20 protein-coding genes and 1 riboswitch are annotated in these 18,781 nt (G+C 62.1%); of the genes, 5 read left to right on the plus strand and 15 right to left on the minus strand.

What is annotated here, in order from left to right; genetic code table 11:
• Nucleotides 1-81: 81 nt before the first annotated feature.
• Entirely contained in the window at nucleotides 82-1,560 is a 1,479-nt protein-coding gene (locus tag AC07SU_RS15765) for a DNA recombination protein RmuC (protein WP_372339899.1), read from the minus strand.
• Nucleotides 1,561-1,621: 61 nt separating this feature from the next.
• Nucleotides 1,622-1,945: an SEL1-like repeat protein gene (locus AC07SU_RS15770; protein ID WP_025855837.1), complete on the minus strand. Its 324-nt coding sequence runs from the start codon at nucleotides 1,943-1,945 to the stop codon at nucleotides 1,622-1,624.
• A 458-nt stretch (nucleotides 1,946-2,403) separates the two neighbouring features.
• On the opposite strand from AC07SU_RS15770, the gene AC07SU_RS15775 reads away from it, so the two are divergent.
• The 4 genes from AC07SU_RS15775 to AC07SU_RS15790 all read left to right on the plus strand — a co-directional run bounded on the left by AC07SU_RS15775 (nucleotide 2,404) and on the right by AC07SU_RS15790 (nucleotide 5,573).
• Nucleotides 2,404-2,709: a hypothetical protein gene (locus tag AC07SU_RS15775; RefSeq protein WP_176996220.1), complete on the plus strand. Its 306-nt coding sequence runs from the start codon at nucleotides 2,404-2,406 to the stop codon at nucleotides 2,707-2,709.
• A 444-nt stretch (nucleotides 2,710-3,153) separates the two neighbouring features.
• The gene (locus AC07SU_RS15780) at nucleotides 3,154-3,378 is read left to right on the plus strand and encodes a hypothetical protein (protein WP_005790139.1); all 225 of its coding nucleotides are present in this window, start codon (nucleotides 3,154-3,156) and stop codon (nucleotides 3,376-3,378) included.
• 279 nt (nucleotides 3,379-3,657) lie between these two features.
• On the plus strand, nucleotides 3,658-4,140 hold the full coding sequence (locus tag AC07SU_RS15785) for a hypothetical protein (RefSeq protein ID WP_176996221.1): 483 nt from the start codon (nucleotides 3,658-3,660) through the stop codon (nucleotides 4,138-4,140).
• A gap of 146 nt (nucleotides 4,141-4,286) precedes the next feature.
• The gene (locus tag AC07SU_RS15790; RefSeq protein ID WP_494997550.1) at nucleotides 4,287-5,573 is read left to right on the plus strand and encodes an OmpP1/FadL family transporter; all 1,287 of its coding nucleotides are present in this window, start codon (nucleotides 4,287-4,289) and stop codon (nucleotides 5,571-5,573) included.
• Nucleotides 5,574-5,638: 65 nt separating this feature from the next.
• Here AC07SU_RS15790 and AC07SU_RS15795 read toward each other — a convergent pair whose 3' ends face one another.
• The 13 genes from AC07SU_RS15795 to cobO all read right to left on the minus strand — a co-directional run bounded on the left by AC07SU_RS15795 (nucleotide 5,639) and on the right by cobO (nucleotide 16,984).
• A complete protein-coding gene (locus AC07SU_RS15795; protein WP_494997551.1) occupies nucleotides 5,639-6,190 on the minus strand; it encodes a glutathione peroxidase in 552 nt (183 codons plus the stop codon).
• A gap of 150 nt (nucleotides 6,191-6,340) precedes the next feature.
• Nucleotides 6,341-7,549 carry an MFS transporter gene (locus AC07SU_RS15800; RefSeq protein ID WP_494997552.1) on the minus strand — a complete coding sequence of 403 codons (1,209 nt, stop codon included), beginning with the start codon at nucleotides 7,547-7,549 and terminating at the stop codon, nucleotides 6,341-6,343.
• A 53-nt stretch (nucleotides 7,550-7,602) separates the two neighbouring features.
• Nucleotides 7,603-8,007, minus strand: coding sequence for a MarR family winged helix-turn-helix transcriptional regulator (locus AC07SU_RS15805; protein ID WP_494997553.1), 405 nt, complete (start codon nucleotides 8,005-8,007; stop codon nucleotides 7,603-7,605).
• A gap of 42 nt (nucleotides 8,008-8,049) precedes the next feature.
• Nucleotides 8,050-8,778: an adenosylcobinamide-GDP ribazoletransferase gene (locus AC07SU_RS15810; protein WP_494997554.1), complete on the minus strand. Its 729-nt coding sequence runs from the start codon at nucleotides 8,776-8,778 to the stop codon at nucleotides 8,050-8,052.
• A 2-nt stretch (nucleotides 8,779-8,780) separates the two neighbouring features.
• The gene (gene cobC, locus AC07SU_RS15815) at nucleotides 8,781-9,356 is read right to left on the minus strand and encodes an alpha-ribazole phosphatase family protein (RefSeq protein ID WP_494997555.1); all 576 of its coding nucleotides are present in this window, start codon (nucleotides 9,354-9,356) and stop codon (nucleotides 8,781-8,783) included.
• A complete protein-coding gene (gene cobT, locus AC07SU_RS15820) occupies nucleotides 9,353-10,408 on the minus strand; it encodes a nicotinate-nucleotide--dimethylbenzimidazole phosphoribosyltransferase (protein ID WP_494997556.1) in 1,056 nt (351 codons plus the stop codon). Before cobT ends, cobC begins: the two co-directional genes overlap by 4 nt.
• Entirely contained in the window at nucleotides 10,405-10,926 is a 522-nt protein-coding gene (cobU, locus tag AC07SU_RS15825) for a bifunctional adenosylcobinamide kinase/adenosylcobinamide-phosphate guanylyltransferase (RefSeq protein ID WP_494997557.1), read from the minus strand. The genes cobT and cobU overlap by 4 nt, the downstream gene beginning before the upstream one ends.
• Before the next feature lie 76 nt (nucleotides 10,927-11,002).
• Nucleotides 11,003-12,454 (minus strand): cobyric acid synthase, encoded by a 1,452-nt coding sequence (locus tag AC07SU_RS15830; protein WP_494997558.1) that lies wholly within the window; start codon nucleotides 12,452-12,454, stop codon nucleotides 11,003-11,005.
• A complete protein-coding gene (cobD, locus tag AC07SU_RS15835) occupies nucleotides 12,451-13,440 on the minus strand; it encodes a threonine-phosphate decarboxylase CobD (protein ID WP_494997559.1) in 990 nt (329 codons plus the stop codon). The genes AC07SU_RS15830 and cobD overlap by 4 nt, the downstream gene beginning before the upstream one ends.
• Nucleotides 13,433-14,341: an adenosylcobinamide-phosphate synthase CbiB gene (gene cbiB / locus AC07SU_RS15840; RefSeq protein ID WP_494997560.1), complete on the minus strand. Its 909-nt coding sequence runs from the start codon at nucleotides 14,339-14,341 to the stop codon at nucleotides 13,433-13,435. The genes cobD and cbiB overlap by 8 nt, the downstream gene beginning before the upstream one ends.
• Nucleotides 14,338-14,988, minus strand: coding sequence for a 5,6-dimethylbenzimidazole synthase (gene bluB / locus AC07SU_RS15845; RefSeq protein WP_176996232.1), 651 nt, complete (start codon nucleotides 14,986-14,988; stop codon nucleotides 14,338-14,340). The genes cbiB and bluB overlap by 4 nt, the downstream gene beginning before the upstream one ends.
• Nucleotides 14,985-16,376, minus strand: a complete 1,392-nt coding sequence (locus AC07SU_RS15850) for a cobyrinic acid a,c-diamide synthase CobB (protein ID WP_494997561.1) — start codon at nucleotides 16,374-16,376, stop codon at nucleotides 14,985-14,987. The genes bluB and AC07SU_RS15850 overlap by 4 nt, the downstream gene beginning before the upstream one ends.
• A complete protein-coding gene (cobO, locus tag AC07SU_RS15855) occupies nucleotides 16,373-16,984 on the minus strand; it encodes a cob(I)yrinic acid a,c-diamide adenosyltransferase (protein WP_494997562.1) in 612 nt (203 codons plus the stop codon). The genes AC07SU_RS15850 and cobO overlap by 4 nt, the downstream gene beginning before the upstream one ends.
• Before the next feature lie 79 nt (nucleotides 16,985-17,063).
• A riboswitch (cobalamin riboswitch) is annotated at nucleotides 17,064-17,321 on the minus strand.
• 99 nt (nucleotides 17,322-17,420) lie between these two features.
• Here cobO and AC07SU_RS15860 point away from each other — a divergent pair.
• On the plus strand, nucleotides 17,421-18,734 hold the full coding sequence (locus tag AC07SU_RS15860) for a PQQ-dependent sugar dehydrogenase (RefSeq protein ID WP_494997563.1): 1,314 nt from the start codon (nucleotides 17,421-17,423) through the stop codon (nucleotides 18,732-18,734).
• The last annotated feature ends 47 nt before the right edge of the window (nucleotides 18,735-18,781 follow it).

Genomic DNA, 18,781 nt, shown 5'->3' on the forward strand with positions numbered 1-18,781 from the left:
ACCCCCCCCCCCCCCCCCCCCCCCCCCCCCCCCCCCCCCCCCCCCCCCCCCCCCCCCCCGCCCCCACATCGACCGCATTGTTTATTCGGGGAGATGGGCGACGCCGTCGGCGTCGGTCATGGCACGTTCCAGCAGATCAGCGGGCAGACTTTTGCTGGCACGGGCGCCCAGTAAGCGCAGTTGCTCGGTGCGACTGACCAGGTTTCCGCGCCCATCTGTCAGCTTGTTTCGCGCAGCGCTGTAGGCCTTGTCCAACTGCTGCAGGCGATTGCCCACCTCATCCAGGTCCTGGATAAACAGCACGAACTTGTCATACAGCCAGCCGGCACGCTCGGCGATTTCACGGGCGTTCTGGCTCTGCCGTTCCTGCTTCCACAGGCTGTCGATCACCCGCAGCGTGGCGAGCAAGGTGGTGGGGCTGACGATCACGATATGGCGGTCGAAGGCTTCCTGGAACAGATTGGGCTCGGCTTGCAACGCGGCGGAGAACGCAGCCTCGATAGGCACGAACAGCAACACGAAATCCAGGCTGTGCAGGCCTTCCAGGCGTTTGTAATCCTTGCCGGCCAGGCCTTTGACGTGATTGCGCAGGGATAAGACGTGCTGCTTGAGCGCTGCCTGGCCAATCACCTCATCATCAGCGCCCACATACTGTTGATAGGCCGTGAGGCTGACCTTGGAGTCGACCACCACCTGCTTGTCGCCCGGCAGCATGATCAGCACATCCGGCTGGAAACGCTCGCCGTCCGGGCCCTTGAGGCTGACCTGGGTCTGGTACTCGCGGCCCTTCTCCAGGCCGGCGTGCTCCAGCACGCGCTCAAGGATCAGCTCGCCCCAGTTGCCCTGGGTTTTCTGGCCCTTGAGGGCACGGGTCAGGTTGGTGGCTTCGTCCGACAGGCGCAGGTTCAGTTGTTGTAGGCGTTCAAGTTCCTTGGCCAGGGAAAAGCGCTCGCGGGCTTCGTTCTGATAGCTCTCTTCGACGCGCTTTTCAAAGGATTGAATGCGCTCCTTCAGAGGGTCCAACAGCTGCCCTAGGCGTTCCTGGCTGGTTTCGGCGAAACGCTGCTCACGCTCATCGAAGATCTTGCCGGCCAGTTCAGCGAACTGCGCGCGCAGCTCGTCCCGTGAACCTTGCAGGTCGGTGAGGCGTTGTTGATGGCTTTCCTGCTGCTCGCGCAGTTCGGCGCTCAGGGCCGCTGCCAGCGCGTCGAGACGGCGCAGTTCGGTGTCCTTGGCGCTGCGGTCGAGGTTCCAGGCGTGGGCCGCGTCGCGGGCGTTATCGCGGTCGATCTGCAACAGCTCGACCTCGCGGCGCACAGCGGCCAGATCAGCCTGCTTGGCGGCATTGGCCTGGCTCAGGTCGCTGATCTCGTCACGGCTGGCATCCAACTGGGCCGCCAGCCCTTCCTGGGCCATTTGCGCCATGGCCAGGCGCTCTTCGAGCAACTCCCAACCGCTCATGCGTGCGCTCAGGCGTTGCTGGAGCTGCCAGCACAGAGCCAACAACGGCACCGCTGCGCCAGCAAGACCCAAGGCAATACTGGTCCAGTCAAAAGCCATAGCCATTTCTGCCATTACCGAAAAAGTGCAAGGTTAACCAAGCGCGGGGCGCGAGGACAGCTCAGTCTTCGACCTGGCCCAGCTCGCGTTGGGCGCGGCGATCACCGGCGCGGGCGGCCAGGCGCAGCAGGTCGTGGCCGATGCGGCGGTCGCGGGCGTTGCCGCACTCACGGCACATCAATTGGCCCAGGCGGCTTTGGGCTGCCACCACGCCTTCACGGGCCGGCTGCTTGAGCAAGCGCCCAGCGAAGTGTTTGACGTTGGTGTTATGGCCCAGGCGCGGGCTGTCGAGCAACCACAAGGCAACTTTCAAGGAGAAACGCTTGGGGGCGGTAACAGTTTGAGGAGTGTCGGTAACAGAAGGTGATACTGAGCGAAACTTCATAAAGCACTGTGGGACAGAACGGAAGGCGCGCCACTCTACTCTTTTTTTCGCACAGGTAAAGCTGAAAAAACCCTGCACGCCCGTTCTAGAGCAAGCGCTCGGGAAAATCCACAGAAGCTGTGGATAACTCAGTGGACAACCCCCCTTTAACTCTCGCAAAGGCCCATGGAATGGGGGCCGCAGTCAAACTGACGATTTTTTCACCAATAAAAAAAAGCGAGATTTTTCATTGACTTAAATTTCCATTGCAGGCAATTGGCGGCACTTCATCGCACTTGACAGCTTGGTTACACACGCCGCAACTAATGTGCACAAGTACCCACCTGATGGTTATATCATCGGCGTTTTTTGATCCGACACGGTGGAAAAATGTTACCGGCGGACCAAACCGAGGTGCTTTTCAAATTCGCGCCGGCTCGCCACACTGCTTCACCCACCACACAACCCTGTGCGACTCAATGAAAGGAATTCTGCTATTCGCCCTGCTGCTGCTGGCGGTCTGTGTGATCTCGCTGGGCATCAATGCCGTGCTGCCTTCCCCGGACGGCGCATTGTTCGCCATCGCCATCCTGCTGTCGGCCGCCTTTACTGCCGTGAGCCTGTGCATCGAGCTGGGCGAAGGCAGGATCAACGACATGCGCGATGTGATGAAGGTGGTCGAAACCGGCCAATCCCTGCGCCTGACCCTGGCCGCCTACGGGCTGGGCTGCTCGCTGGCCGCGGCAATCACGGTACTGGTCTATCGCGGGCTGCTGGGTGCCTGAATGAATTATTTTGACTAGCACACTTCCTTTCCTTGTTTCAATCCGTTACCATCCGCCGCGTTAGTACCAAGCTGAAAGTCAATTCTGGTCGAACACGTCCCCTGAACAACACGGGATCGACCACCTCGATGGTTTCCAGGTATGCCTTGCGACGACACAGCCTTTGAACAAGCAAAGGGTGTCGCGAAGTCTCAATACTCTGACCGAACCAACCTGCAAATTGATCAGGATCTTCACCCCGGGCCCAGAACCTTTGCCCCTGTTGTGTTGCCTGCCCTCCTAAGTACCTACCTGCCAGCCCAAGCGCGCCTAACTTATCAGCGCTTCAAACTGGCTGCTTTGTTCCAGTCGGGTTCTTCGTTTGATCAATGGTGATCAACGTTACTGGAACGTTTTAACGTTGCACGGTTCTTAATCCGTGTCATTTGTAGGAACACCCATAACATGAACGCTCAAATCCACACTCAGGATGCCATTCGCACCCTCACCAACGCTTTTGCACCAATGAACTGCCTGATCATGGCCGCTCGCAAAGGCTGCTTCAGCTTCACCCTGGTCAACGAACACGGCATCGCTCGTCACAGCGAACGCCTGTACCCCGATCAATACTCCAGCGCAGAACCGCTGCAGGCCGTGATCGAGCGTACCCGTCAGGCTCTGACTGCCTGACCAACCAAGGTCGCTGAAACCCAAAAACCCTGCCTGAAAAGCAGGGTTTTTTTATTGCCTGAAATTCAAGGTTTGAGTTTTTGCACTAAGGCCGAATAGATATAAACGTTATAACTAAATGAGGAAGATGTTTTAAAAACAGTCCTTTACATCGCAAATATGACACTACACTTCAACTCAAGCGGCATGATCCGCTTGCGACGGGCCTGAGATCCGATCCACTGCTGCCAAGCCCCCTCTCTCAGGCCTCGTCGACCACTTTCACGGATTGAGGCTTGTATGGGTATCGCTGCCAGCGAATTGTGTCGTTATGTGATCAGGCCCACGCTGAAGTACCTGGGCCGGGATGACCAAGCGGCCGAATCCTTGCTGCTGGGCATTGCTGCCAGCCAATCGGAACTGGGCTCGGCCCTGCACGACCGGCGTGGCCATGGCCTGTACAGCATCACTGAACCTCGTCACCGCGCACTCTGGGACGACTACCTGGCCCTGGACCCCGAACGCGCCAGCCTGGTGCGGGGGCTGGCCAGCCAGCATGCCTTTCTCAGCGCGCCGCAACTTGAGCTCACCGTCAACCTGCGTTACGCCACCGCCATCGCCTGGCTGCTGGTCGAACAGCACACCCGTGCATTGCCTGCGCCTGGAGATGTTCTGGCGATGGCGCGTATCTGGAAAGAAATTTTTCATCCACAAGGAAGGCTGCGCGATTTCACTCAAGCCTGGCAAACCTGTGTTTCACCCATGAATCAGGTCACTTGTTGATCAGGCGTTTTGCAAGATTCGGCTAAAAACGTTGATTTTGGTCGGATTGTCCTACAAAACTGCTCTATCTCCTGCATTACAGCCTATAGCGCGAACTTAAATTTATTGTTACTTTCCGCAGCGGTGATCACCACGGAGTTCTAATAATGAAAAAAGTAATGCTCAAGACCACACTTAGCCTCGCCGTTGCCATGGCATCCTCCCAACTGTTCGCAAGTGGTTTCGCGCTGAACGAACAGAGCGTCAGCGGGATGGGTACGGGTTTCGCAGGTCGCTCTTCTTCTGCCGATGATGCAAGCACTGTTTACGGTAACCCTGCCGGTATGGCTCGCCTGAATGGCCAGCAAATCACGGGCGGTGTTGCGGCCATTGATGCCTCGACTGACATCAGCGACACCGGCGGCAACTCTCGCGGTTCCAACAAAGGTGACATGGTTCCGTTCACCGCGGTGCCATTTGGCTTCTACACCAACAAACTCAATGATCAGTGGGCCATCGGCTTCGGTGTCTACGCACCGTTCGGCCTGGTGACCGACTATGAAAGCGGCTTCCAGGGCCGTGGCTTCGGCAGCAAGAGCGAAGTGAAGGTCATCACCTTCCAGCCGACTGTCAGCTATGCATTCAACGACCGGGTTTCCATCGGCTTTGGTCCGACCATTAACCGGATCTCCGGTGTGCTGGAGTCGGACAAGACCCTCAACCCTGCCGTCAGCGACACCAATGTCAAAATCAAGGGTGACGATACTGCCCTGGGCTTCAACGTCGGCGTGCTGGTTCAAGCAACCGATACCACACGCGTGGGCTTGACCTACCACTCGAAGGTCAACTACAAACTGGACGGCCACACCACCGTCAGCGGTCCGGCGGCGACTCAACCGTTCCTGCGCAACAACCGTTACGACGCTTCGCTGAAAATCGAAACGCCTGAGTCCTACGATCTGTCGGTCACTCAAGACCTGACCGACGCCTGGAAACTGTACGGTGGTGCCACTTGGACACGCTGGAGCCGCCTGAAGGAAATCACCGTCAATAACGAAGGTGTGACCGCTGCTGCAGGCGGTGGCCTGGCACCAAGCCAGCTGACGGCGATCACCGAGAAACAGGACTGGCACGACACCTGGGCCTACGCCGTGGGTACTTCGTACCAGTTGACCAAACAGGTGGTGCTGCGTACGGGTCTGACGTTCGACCAGTCGCCTACCAACAACACTGATCGTTCGCCGCGCATTCCTACCGGTGACCGTACAATCTTCAGCGTGGGCCTGGGCTACAAAGTCATGGATAACATGACCATCGACCTTGCTTACTCCTACCTGAAGGAAGAAGACGTCAAGGTCAATCAGACTGCTGCCGCTCCGTCGACGGCCAGCTACCGCGCCAAATACGAAAACAGTGCCAACGGTTTCGGCCTGGGCATGACCTACACCTTCTGATTCAGACCGGTGTAAAAAAGCCCCGCTTTCCTGCAAAGGAAGCGGGGCTTTTTAGTGGTCGATGATCAGGGCTTTGAAGCCAGTGCCTGCTCAACCGCCTTGATCAGCTCCGGGCTGTCCGGCTTGGTCAGGCTGGAGAAATTGGCAATCACCTTGCCCTGGCGATCCACCACGTACTTGTAGAAATTCCACTTCGGCGCACTGGTCTGCTGCGCCAGCACCTTGAACAGGTGCACCGCATCCGGCCCCTTGACCTTCTGCGGCTCGGTCATGGTGAAGGTCACGCCGTAGTTCACATAACAGACCTTGGCCGTCTCTTCGCCGGTCTTGGCTTCCTGCTTGAAGTCATCGGACGGCACACCAATCACTTCCAATCCCTGACTCTTGTAACGTTGGTACAGGGCTTCAAGACCTTTGAACTGCGGCGCAAAACCACAGAAGCTGGCGGTATTGACGATCACCAACGGCTTGCCGGCGAAGTGCTGGCACAGGTCGATGGATTCCTTGGCGCGCAACTTGGGCAGTTGGCCTTCCAGCAACGGCGGGCAATCAGCGGCCATGGCCACGCCGCCAAACGCAGCCATCAGGACGGGTACAGCGAGCCAACGCTTCAGCATGTGGGGTGTCCTTGCAAGAGTTCAGGCACTGAACTTAACAGATCGACATACCCAGTTGCATCAACGCCAACCCACCGTGCTGCCAGCCCCACCACGCGAGGAGCAGCAACAGCATGGCCGCCACCGGCAGCAGGAACCGCAATGCTACATTCATGCCGCCTCCAGTTGGGTTTGCAAGCGCGCCACCGGACGCTCACGCACCGGCCAGTTCAACGCAGCAGCGAGCAGGCTCAGCAGGATCGCCACCTGCCAGATCAGATCGTAGTTGCCGGTTCGATCATAGACCACCCCGCCCAACCAGCCGCCGAGGAACGAACCCAACTGGTGGAACAGGAACACGATCCCCCCGAGCATCGAGAGGTTTCGTACACCAAACAACGTCGCAACCGTACCGTTGGTCAGCGGCACGGTGGACAGCCACAGGAAGCCCATGGCCATGCCGAACAGGTAGGCCGTGACTTCGGTCACCGGGGCCCACAGGAACAACACGATCACCACCGCGCGCAGCAGGTACAACCCGGTCAGCAAGCGCGGCTTGGACATGCGCCCGCCCAGCCAGCCGGCGGTGTAGGTGCCGAACACGTTGAACAGGCCGATCAATGCCAACACCGTGGTGCCGACAGTCGCGGGCAGGTGTTGGTCAACCAGGTACGCTGGCAGGTGCACGCCGATAAACACCACCTGGAAACCACACACGAAAAAGCCGAAGGCCAGCAGCCAGAACCCGGAATGGGAGCAGGCCTCCTTCAAGGCTTCGCGCATCGTCTGCTGACCGACCACCACCGGCAGCGGCCGGTCCTTGAGCATGGCCACCAACGGCAGGATCAGCGCGACCATCATGCCTAGCGCCAACAGCGCCGCCGACCAGCCCAGCCAGCCGATCAAACCGAGGGTGCCCGGCACCATGGCGAACTGGCCGAAAGAACCGGCCGCGCTGGCAATACCCATGGCCATGCTGCGTTTTTCAGGAGGCACGGCGCGCCCCACCACGCCCAGAATGACCGAGAACGATGTGCCGGAAAGGCCGATACCGATCAACAAGCCGGCACTCAGGGACAACGACCACGCCGAGTCGGACATGCCCATCAACACCAGGCCTGCGGCGTACAGCACGCCCCCGACAAACACCGCCTTGGTCGCGCCAAAGCGGTCGGCCAGGGCACCGGTAAACGGCTGCGCCAGGCCCCAGATCAGGTTCTGCAAGGCGATAGCGAAAGCAAAGGTTTCGCGACCCCAGCCAAATTCGCTGCTCATGGGTGCCAGGAACAGGCCGAAGCCGTGCCGCACGCCCAAGGACAACGCCAGGATCAGCGCACTCCCCAAAAGAACCCAGCCACTGGTGCGCCACATCGAGGTCATTTCTTATTCTCCGCCGCGGGTATATACCCGCTTGTGTTCGAACAAACTCGCCTTCAAGCGAGTTCGTCCAGCAAGGCCAACAGGGTTTCGCGCTTTTCCGCGCCCAGTTGATCGATCAATTTCTGCTGTGCCGCTTCCCACGCCGGCAACGCCGCCGCCAGCCGTTCGATGCCAGCGTCCGTCAACAACACCAGACGGTTGCGCAAGTCATCACCTTCAACCATCTGCACCAAGCCCTCACCTTCCAGCACCCGCAGGTTTCGCCCCAGGGTGCTGCGGTCCAGGCCCATGGCTTCGGCCAGGCTGGAAATACTCGGCTGGTCGAGGCGTTGCAAGTTGCACAGCAAAGAATACTGGGCAACGTTGATCCCGAAGCCGTCGAGAGCGCCGTCGTAATACCTGCTGACGCCACGGGCGGCGCGACGCAGGTTTGTGCATAAACATTGGGAGGCAAGCATGGAGCGTGTATATACCCGGGATTAAGGAAATGCAAGAAAGTGTTACAGGGCCAAGCCGACCAACACTGCCACTTCCAGTAGCTCCAGCAGCGCGCCGGCTGTGTCTCCGGTGGTGCCACCGAGGCGATTGACCATCAATTGGCGCAGCCCCATGAAGCATAGGGCAGCGAGCAGCACGGCAATCCCGCCGCTGAAACCACCGATCAGGATGCACCCCAAGCCGCTGAGGATCAGCACCTGTTGACCGACAAGCCTGGGTAAATGATCCGACAGCGCCTGGCCCAATCCACCGACCCGCACGTAGCGCGTGGTGAGGAACAACGCCAACAGCGATGCGCGCCCGATCAGCGGAGCCAGGATCAGCGCCGCGCCGTTGTGTTGCTCGATCAACGCCACCAGCGCGGTGAACTTGAGCAACAACACCAGCCCCAGTGTGACCACGGCGATCGGCCCGCTGCGCGGGTCCTTCATGATCGTGAGCGTACGCTCGCGGTCACCGAAGCCGCCGAGCCAGGCGTCGGCGCTGTCGGCCAAACCGTCCAGGTGCAAACCACCGCTGAGCAGCACCCAGGCGGTCAGCAACAACGCGGCGTGCAACAACAGTGGCGCGCCCATCAGCGCCGTATTCACCCCCCACAGCAACACACCGAACAGCAAGCCGACCACCGGATAAAACAGCAGTGAACGCCCCATTTCCCGAGGCTGCGGCATGCCCGGCAGACGAATCGGCAGGCTGCTGAGAAATTGCAAGGCGATCCAGAACGGCAGCATGTCTACTCCACTTCCTTGAGTTGACCGCCTGCCGTGACCTGCAGGCGGAACAACCCACCATGACCGACTTCAACATTCAGCAACTGTTCACGAGGCAAACCCCGCGCCTGCGCCAGGAGTAAACGCATCACCCCGCCGTGGCTGATCAACAGCACACGCTGCCCGGCATACGCCTGATGCAAGCGTACGACAGCGCCCAGAACCCGGTGGGAAAAGTCACGCACCGGCTCCCCATCAGGCGGCGTGAAGCCATAAGGATCGGCCCAGAACAGCCCGAGCCCTTCAGCATCGGTTTCCATCAACGTCGCAGCACTCTGCCCTTCCCAGGCGCCGAAGTGCAGCTCTTGCAGGTCCTTCTCCAGACTCACCGGCAGGTTCAGGCGTTCGCCCAATTCCTCGGCAAAACGCGCACAGCGTTGCAGCGGCGAGCTGACCAAACGGTCCCAGGGCCCTTGCTGCAACACGGCGGCACGCATCTGCGCCCAGCCATTGGCCGTCAGTGCGTCGTCAAGGCTGCCGCGCAGGCCGCCACCCAGTTCGGTTTCGCCGTGACGCAGCAGGTCCAGGTGCAAGGTCATGCCGGGCGGTCAGCCACGGCGGCTTCGGCGAAGGTCGCCATCTGCCCGTGCAACGCACACGCCAGGCGCAACAACGGCACCGCCAGCGCCGCACCGCTGCCCTCGCCCAGACGCAGGCCTAGTTCCAGCAGCGGCTGCGCCTCAAGGCTTTGCAGCACATGACGATGGCCCGGTTCGGCCCCACGATGGCCAAACACCAGCCACTCGCGACATGCCGGGTTCAGGCGAGTAGCGACCAACGCCGCCACGCTGCAGATAAACCCGTCCACCAGCACCACGATGCCTTCCTGGGCACAGGCCAGGTAAGCGCCGACCAACGCGGCGATTTCAAAACCACCCAGGTTGAAGAGGGTCTGCAACGCATCGCCGCGCTGCCCCGCATGAAGGGCCAATGCACGCTCGATCACCGCCACCTTGTGGCTCACGCCCTGGGCGTTCAAGCCGGTGCCCGGGCCTGTCAGGTCGCTGACCTGGCAGGCCAGCAATGCACACGCCAGCGCGCTTGCCGCCGTGGTATTGCCGATCCCCATCTCACCGCCAATAAACAGCTGGGCGCCGCTTTCCAGCGCACGGCGTGCGCTGTCGCGGCCGGCTTGCAGGGCGAGCCGTCCTTGAGCCTCGGTCATCGCCGGGCCGTTGACGAAATTGGCCGTGCCCGCACCGATGTTCAGGTGGCGCACGCCCGGCAGGTTCAGCGCAGGCGTTACCGTGCCCAGGTCGACCACTTCCAACTGCGCATCCAGTTGCCGCGCCAATACGCTGATGGCCGCACCGCCGGTGACAAAGTTGTGCAGCATCTGCCCGGTGACTTCCTGCGGGAAAGCCGACACGCCCTCCGCCACCACCCCGTGGTCACCGGCAAAGATCGCGATCCAAAGCGAGTCCACCGACGGTTTGACCGTGCCCTGCAAGCCGGCCAATTGCACCGCCAAGGCTTCCAGTTGGCCGAGGGAACCGGCCGGTTTGGTCAATTGCTGCTGGCGCGCCAGCGCTTGAGCGTGCGCCGAGGCGTCGATGGTTTTGCAGGGGTTGAGCCACCAGGTGTCAGTCATAACGCAGTACCTTTCAAAGTCAGGGGCAGGCCGGCGACCGTCAGGACAACGCGCTGACACCGCTCGGCCAAGGCTTGATGCAGCCAACCGGCTTCATCCACATAGCGGCGAGTCAATTCGCCCAGCGGCACGACACCCAGACCGGTCTCGTTGCTGACAAAAATGATTTCACCCGGCAACGACGCCAGGGTGTCCAGCAGTTGGTCGCGCTCGATCGCCAGGCGCTCGCCGTCTTCGAGCATCAGCAGGTTGGTCAGCCACAGGGTCAGGCAGTCCACCAGCAGGCATTGCCCAGCGGCTGCGTTTTCCCGCAGGACGCGCGCCAGTTCAAGCGGTTCTTCGACCAGGCTCCAGTGGTCGGGGCGACGCTGGCGATGCAGCGCGACACGCGCATTCATCTCACCATCCAGCGGCTGGCTGGTGGCGATGTAGGTGACCGGCAGGCCACTGTCGCTGGCGAGTTTTTCGGCCAGGCGGCTTTTGCCGGAGCGGGCACCACCCAAAATCAGTTGATGCATGCTGCAACCCTGTAGGAGCCGGCTTGCCGGCGATGATCGTCAACGTTAATACACGAGGAGGTTCGCAGTCGCATGGTCAGATTCCACATAGCGTGCGCAGCAACTCGGTATCCAGATGGTTTTCCACCAGGTCCGCCAGGCGCTCGATATCACGTTCGCGCAGCGCGTGGTAATCCACCTCCTGCACATCCACCAGCCCGGCCCAGCGCAGCAAGGCGCTGCACGCCGCCGGGGTTTCAAACAGCCCGTGCAGGTAGGTGCCGAGGATTTGCCCGTCCGCGCTCCTGGCGCCGTCGCTGCGGCCATCGTCCAGTTGCACGGCGGCGTGCAACAGGGCATCGCCCGTCGTAACGCCGGCGTGAATCTCATAGCCGCTGACCTCGGCGTCTTCAAGCAGCAAACGGCCACGAACGTTGCGCAGCTGTTTTTCTTCTTCGAGGGTCGTACTGAACGCCAACAGACCCAGCCCTTCGCTGGAACCGGCAGGCCCTTCCAGGCCCAGCGGGTCATGCACCTGCTCACCGAGCATCTGCAAGCCGCCGCAGATGCCGAGCACCTTGCCGCCGTAGCGCAGATGCCGCGCCAGGGCGCTGTCCCAGCCATTGGCACGCAGGTACGCCAAGTCGGCGCGCACGCTTTTGGAGCCCGGCAAAATAATCAGGTCGGCAGCGGGAATAGGCTGGCCCGGGCCGACGAACTGCAAGTCCACTTGGGGATGCAGGCGCAGCGGGTCGAAATCCGTGTGGTTGCTGATACGCGGCAGCACCGGCACCACTACCTTGAGCACCTGCGCAGCCTTGTCGATCTGGCGCCGGTCGATACCGTCCTCGGCTTCCAGGTGCAAATCCATCACATAGGGCAAAACGCCCACCACCGGTTTGCCGGTGCGCGCCTCCAGCCAATCCAGGCCCGGCTGCAACAAGGCAATATCGCCACGAAAACGGTTGATGATGAAGCCCTTTACCCGCGCTTGCTCGGTGGGCGACAGCAACTCCAGCGTGCCGACCAAGTGGGCAAACACGCCGCCGCGATTGATGTCGGCGATGAGCAGCACCGGGCAGTCCACGGCTTCGGCGAAGCCCATGTTGGCGATGTCATTGGCGCGCAGGTTGATCTCTGCCGGGGAGCCGGCGCCTTCCACCATCACCACCGGGTAGGCTTGGCTCAACCGCGCGTGCGAGGCCAGCACCGCCTGCATCGCGATGGCTTTGTAGTCGTGATAGGCGACCGCGTTCATACTGGTGACCGCGCGGCCGTGAATGATCACCTGGGAGCCGGTGTCGCTGTTGGGCTTGAGCAACACCGGGTTCATGTCGGTGTGGGGTGCCAGGTTGGCGGCCTGAGCCTGCACGGCCTGGGCGCGACCGATCTCGCCGCCCTCGGCGGTCACGGCGCTGTTGAGCGCCATGTTCTGCGGTTTGAACGGTGCGACCGCCACCCCTTGGCGGACCAACCAGCGGCACAAGGCGGTCACCAGGGTGCTTTTACCGGCATCGGACGTGGTGCCCTGCACCATCAATGTACTCATGAAGCTTCCTTGTAGGCGGCCAGGGCCTCATCGAGGCGCAACCAGTCGGCCTCGGTGTCGGGCAAGCCGAAGCGCAGGCTGCTGTCATGGACAAACAGCCGCAGCAGAATGCCGCGCTGGGCCATGAATTCGTGCATGCGTTCAGCGTGGGGCGTGATCAACCATTGAAACAACGCGCAGCCGCCCTGGGGCTGAAAACCGTGGCGCTCGAGCAAGGCAAACAGACGTCGGCCCGCCTCGATGCAACGCGTGCGTTGCCGGGCCTGGCCGGCAGTGTCGCGCAGGCACACCTGACCCAACACGCGCGTTGGCCCGCTGACTGCCCAGGGGCCGACCTGTTCGGCCAGCAACTTGAGCAGCTTGCGCTCGGCCAGCACAAAGCCCAGCCGCACCCCGGCCAGGCCGAAGAATTTGCCAAACGAGCGCAACACGATCAGGCCAACCTGGTGGGCCTGGCCCGCCAGGCTCAATTGAGGGGTGACGTCCATGAAGGCTTCATCCACCACTAGCCAACCGCCGCGCTGGGCCAATCGCGAATGCCAGTCCAGCAGGCGTTGCGGCGACAGGCTCAGGCCGGTGGGGTTGTTGGGGTTGACCACCACCAGCACGTCGAGGCCGTCGAGGAAGAAGTCGACTTCCTGCTCCTGCACCTCGCGCACCACATAGCCGGCGCGACGCCAGGCTTCGGCGTGTTCGGCATAGCACGGCGACAACACGCCGACTTTGCCGGCACGGCGCAGGCGTGGCAGCAACTGGATGGCCGCCTGGGAACCGGGCACCGGCAACAGGTGCGCAGCGCCGTAGTATTCGCTGGCGGCTTGCTCCAGGCCGTCATCGGTTTCGGGCAAGCGTGCCCAGGCGCGCAACGGGATCTCCGGGATCGGCCACGGCCAGGGCGCGAGGCCGCTGGACAGGTCGAGCCAGTCGGCTTCGGCAATCCCGTACTGAATCGCTGCCTTGCGCAGCCGGCCACCGTGTTCAAGCATAGAATTGCGCCCCCGCGCACAGGATCAGCAGCCACAACCATACGCCGCGCTGCACCAGTTGCCAGCCCCGGTCGATGGAATCGGCATCCGCCGCCGGGCCTTCGCCCAATTGCGGGCGATGGTGCACTTCGCCGTGATAGATCGCAGCGCCGCCCAACTCCACACCCAGGGCGCCGGCACCCGCCGCCATCACCGGGCCGGCGTTGGGGCTGTCCCAGGTCGGGCCCTGGGTGCGCCAGCATTTGAGGGCCAGGCGGGTCTTGCCGAGTACGGCGTAGGTCAAGGCCACCAGGCGTGCAGGAATGTAGTTGAGCACGTCGTCGATCTTGGCCGCTGCCCAACCGAAACGTTCGAAGCGTTCGTTGCGATAACCCCACATGGCATCGAGGGTGTTGCTCAAGCGGTAGAGCACCACGCCCGGCACACCGGCCACCACAAACCAGAACAGCGCGGCAAACACCGCGTCGCTGCCGTTCTCCAGCACCGATTCGGTAGCGGCGCGGGCGACTTCGGTGCTGTCCAATTCACTGGTCTGGCGGCTTACCAGGTAGCTGACGCGTTTGCGCGCTTCGTCCAGGTCATCGCTGCGCAGGGCCTGCGCCACCGGAATCACATGCTCACCGAGGCTGCGCATGCCGAGGGCGCAGTACAGCGCGAGGATTTCCAGTACCCAACCGATATACGGCGCCCACGACAGCGCCGTGGCCAGCAGGGTCAACGGCACTACTGCGATAAACCACGCAGTCGCGCCATGGCTGCGCCAACCGCGCCCACCGGTGTTGAAACGCTGCTCGATGCGCCCGGCAAAATTGCCGAACGCCACCAGTGGATGCCGGCGCCTGGGCTCGCCCAGCAGCGCATCCAGCGCCACCGCAGCGACACACAGCAAGGCCACACTCATTGACTCACTCCCCACGCATTCTCATACAACATGTCACTCAGCGGCCGAGGCTCGGTCCAGCCTTCGAGCTGCAACATCGGTGCCGGATAGAACTCGGCCACCGGCCCCAGGCACAGCACCGCCAAAGGTTTTGCGCCAGGCGGCAAGCCCAGCAGATCGGCCAGGGCCTGGGGTTCAAACAGCGAGACCCAGCCCATGCCCAAGCCTTCGGCGCGGGCGGCGAGCCACAGGTTCTGGATGGCACAGGACAGCGAGGCCATGTCCATTTCCGGCAAAGTGCGACGGCCGAAGATGTGGCGCTCGCGGTCATCCATCAACGCCGCGACCAGCACTTCGGCGCAGTCGTGAATGCCTTCGACCTTGAGTTTCATGAACTCATCAGAGCGTTCGCCCAACGCCTCGGCGGTGCGTACGCGCTCTTCTTCCACCAGTTGTTGAATCTGCCCACGCAGTTGGCGGTCGCTGATACGGATAAAGCGCCAGGGTTGCATCAGGCCGACGCTGGGGGCCTGATGGGCAGCCTGGAGCAAACGGTGCAGCAATTCAGGGGCGACGGTGCCACCGCTGAAATGGCGCATGTCGCGGCGTTCGGCGATGGCGCGGTAGATGGCATCGCGGTCGGCTTCGGGGAAGGCGTTGTCAGTCATGGCCTCTTCGCGGGCAAGCCCGCTCCCACATTGGATGGGGTTTCAACTCGGTACATTGTGGGAGCTGGCTTGCCTGCGATGGCGGCTTCCTGGTCTGGCGCAAACAAGGCGGCCACTGCCACGGGATTGGATGGAAAATAGAAATGTACGTAGGACGCGGTCATACGCCCCTGTCTGAAAACCGCCTCGGCACCACGCCCACCATTGGGGCTCAGGCCACGGGCAATCGGCTGCCACTCGGTGGTCGTGAGGGAGTGGTGATAGGTATGGCCGCGCAGCGTGCCTTCGGGCAGCTCGACATTCTGCAGGGCCAGGGCCGCGAGTTTCTTTTGCATCACGGCGTCGCCTTGCAGCAGGCCCACCAGTTCGGCGCGGGTACCCTCGACATCGGTCAGCGAGTCGAGCAGGTACAGCATGCCGCCGCACTCGGCGAGCAAGGGTTTGCCGGCAGCATGATGAGCGCGGATGGCGTCGAGCATCGGGGTGTTTTGCGACAGCGCCTGGTGGTGCAATTCCGGGTAGCCGCCCGGCAGGTAGAGGCTGTCGGCGTCTGGCAATTGGTGGTCATGGATCGGCGAGAAGAAGTGCAACTCGGCCCCCATCGCGCGTAGCAGGTCGAGACTGGCGCCGTAGGTAAAGGCGAAGGCTTCGTCGCGGGCCACAGCAATACGCACGCCTTCGAGCAGCGGCTCGGCCACGATCACTTCGGGTGCGGCAAAGGTTACCGGAGGTGGCAGTGCAACCTCACAACTGCTGCCCAAGGCCTGGGCGGCGGCGTCCAGGCGTACATCGAGGTCATTCAATTCGCTGGCTTGCACCAGCCCCAGGTGTCGGCTGGGCAGTTCGATGCCAGTTTCACGGGACAATGCGCCATACCAGCGCAGGCCTTCAGTCAGGCTGCCTTCCAGCAGTTGCGCGTGGCGCAAGGTGCCGACGCGGTTGGCCAGCACGCCGGCAAACGGCAGGTCCGGCTGATAACGCGCCAGGCCCAGGGCCAGGGCGCCGAAGGTCTGGGCCATGGCGGTGCCGTCGATCACGCCCAGTACCGGCACGCCGAAGTGCCGCGCCAGGTCGGCGCTGGAGGGGGTGCCGTCGAAAAGGCCCATCACGCCTTCGATGAGGATCAGGTCGGCTTCACCGGCCGCTTCCCACAACAGGCGGCGACTTTCCTGCTCGCCCACCATCCACATGTCCAGCTGATAAACCGGCGCACCACTGGCGCGCTCATGGATCATCGGGTCGAGGAAGTCCGGACCGCATTTGAACACACGCACCTTGCGCCCCAGGTTGCGGTGCAACCGGGCCAGCGCAGCGGTGACGGTGGTTTTGCCCTGGCCGGACGCCGGTGCGGCGATCAAGACGGCCGGGCAATGACGGGGCTGATTCAAAGTTCGACGCCCTTCTGTGCCTTGATACCGGCCTGGAACGCGTGCTTGAGCATGCCCATTTCGGTGACGGTGTCGCCCATTTCGATCAATTCGGGTTTGGCGCCACGGCCGGTGACGACCACGTGTTGCATCGGCGGGCGGGCTTGCAGGTCGCTGAGCACCTGGTCCAGGTCGAGGTAGCCGTGCTTGAGGGCGATATTCAGCTCATCCAGCAGCACCAGGCCGATGGCCGGGTCTTGCAGCAGTTCGCGGGACACCGCCCAAGCGGCTTCGGCGGCGGCGATGTCGCGCTGGCGGTCCTGGGTTTCCCAGGTGAAGCCTTCGCCCATGACGTGGAAACGCACTTGCTCGGGGAAGCGGCGGAAGAACAACTCTTCACCGGTGCTGTTACGCCCTTTGATGAACTGCACCACGCCGCACTGCATGCCGTGGCCCATGGCCCGGGCCAGCATGCCGAATGCGGAACTGCTCTTGCCTTTGCCGTTGCCGGTCAATACCAGCAGCAAACCACATTCATTGGGGGAGTTGGCGATGCGCTCGTCGATCACGGCTTTTTTGCGCAGCATGCGCGCCAGGTGGCGTTCGTCGCGGTCGGGGGAATCGGTCATGGCAGCTCTCCGTTGGGGCTGGACAAAAACGGCGGGCAGGAAAAAGACAATACAGATAGCCAAGCATCGCCCACCGTGATGCTGTTGGATGCTCCGGGCCGGTCTCCGGGCTCATGAGTGGCGCCCTGCCCTGATGAAAAGAGCGAGCTGGCCGACGTTGCGCCTTCCCATATCGCGCGCGATACAGTGGCAAAAGGCAGCGTCTTGACTCATTTACCGTTGCGGGGGCAGCGCCGGAATCGCGGCAGCACTGTGTACAAGTGCGCTCACTCACCGGCTTCCCTGTTTCACCCTGTCGACGCATGCGCCACAGAGCACCTGGAACAAGCCGCGAAGGTTAGTGGGTTGGGGGTGGAGCGTCAATTAAAGCTGGCCTCGCACTTGAACCATCGGACCGCCGCACTCCTCTACCCTTATAGGTATCAAGGAGAACACCATGCATAAAACCAGACTCGCCTTGCTGATCATGCTCGCAGGCACCCTCGCCGCCTGCGGTGAAAGCTCAACGTTGCAGGTGTCCGATGGCACCGGCCCTTCGCCCAAGTTGCCCGAACCGAACAAGACACTGATCCCGACCGTCAACATCGCCCCGGCGATCGGCTGGCCTGAGGGTGCAAAACCCACGGCGGCCGCTGGCACCCAGGTGGCCGCGTTCGCCGAAGGGCTGGACCACCCGCGCTGGCTGTATGTGCTGCCCAACGGCGATGTGCTGGCGGCCGAAACCAATGCACCGCCCAAACCGGATGACGCCAAAGGGATTCGCGGCTGGGTCATGGAGAAGGTCATGGGCCGCGCCGGCGCCGGTGTGCCGAGCCCGAACCGCATCACATTGCTGCGCGATGCCGACCACGACGGCGTTGCCGAGACGCGCACGGTGTTCCTGGAGAACCTGAACTCACCGTTCGGCATGACCCTGGTCGGCAACGATTTGTACGTGGCGGACTCGGACAAACTGCTGCGTTTCCCCTACCAGCCGGGCGAAACCACGATCAAGGAAGCCGGCACCAAAGTGGTCGACCTGCCAGGCGGCAGCATCAACCACCACTGGACCAAGAACGTAGTAGCGAGCAAAGACGGCAGCAAGCTGTATGTGAGCGTTGGCTCCAATAGCAACGTTGGCGAAAACGGCCTGGAAGCGGAAGAAGGTCGGGCGACGATCTGGGAAGTGGATCGCGCCTCGGGTCAGCACCGCATCTTCGCCTCCGGCCTGCGCAACCCGAATGGCATGGCGTGGGAGCCGCAGACGGGCAAGCTGTGGACGGCGGTGAATGAGCGCGACGAAATCGGCAGTGATCTGGTGCCGGACTACATCACGTCGGTCAAGGATGGCGCTTTCTACGGCTGGCCTTTCAGTTATTACGGGCAGCACGTGGATGTGCGCGTTTCGCCGCAGAACCTGGACCTGGTGGCCAAGGCCATTGCGCCGGACTACGCCGTGGGCCCGCATACGGCGTCATTGGGGCTGACGTTTGCCGAGGGTAATAAACTACCGGCGCAGTTCAGCAACGGGGTGTTTATCGGCCAGCATGGGTCGTGGAACCGCAAGCCACACAGTGGCTACAAGGTGATCTTTGTGCCGTTCGAGGGTGGCCAGCCCAAAGGGCAACCGGTAGACGTGCTGACCGGGTTTCTCGATAAAGACGAGAAGGCCATGGGTCGGCCGGTGGGTGTGGTAATTGATCAGCAGGGGGACTTGCTGGTGGCCGATGATGTGGGGAACAAGGTGTGGCGGGTGTCGGCCGCAAAATGAACTGTAGGAGCCGGCTTGCCGGCGATGGCGCCCTCAAGGGCCTCATC

This window comes from Pseudomonas sp. GW821-FHT05H12 (genome assembly GCF_059419385.1).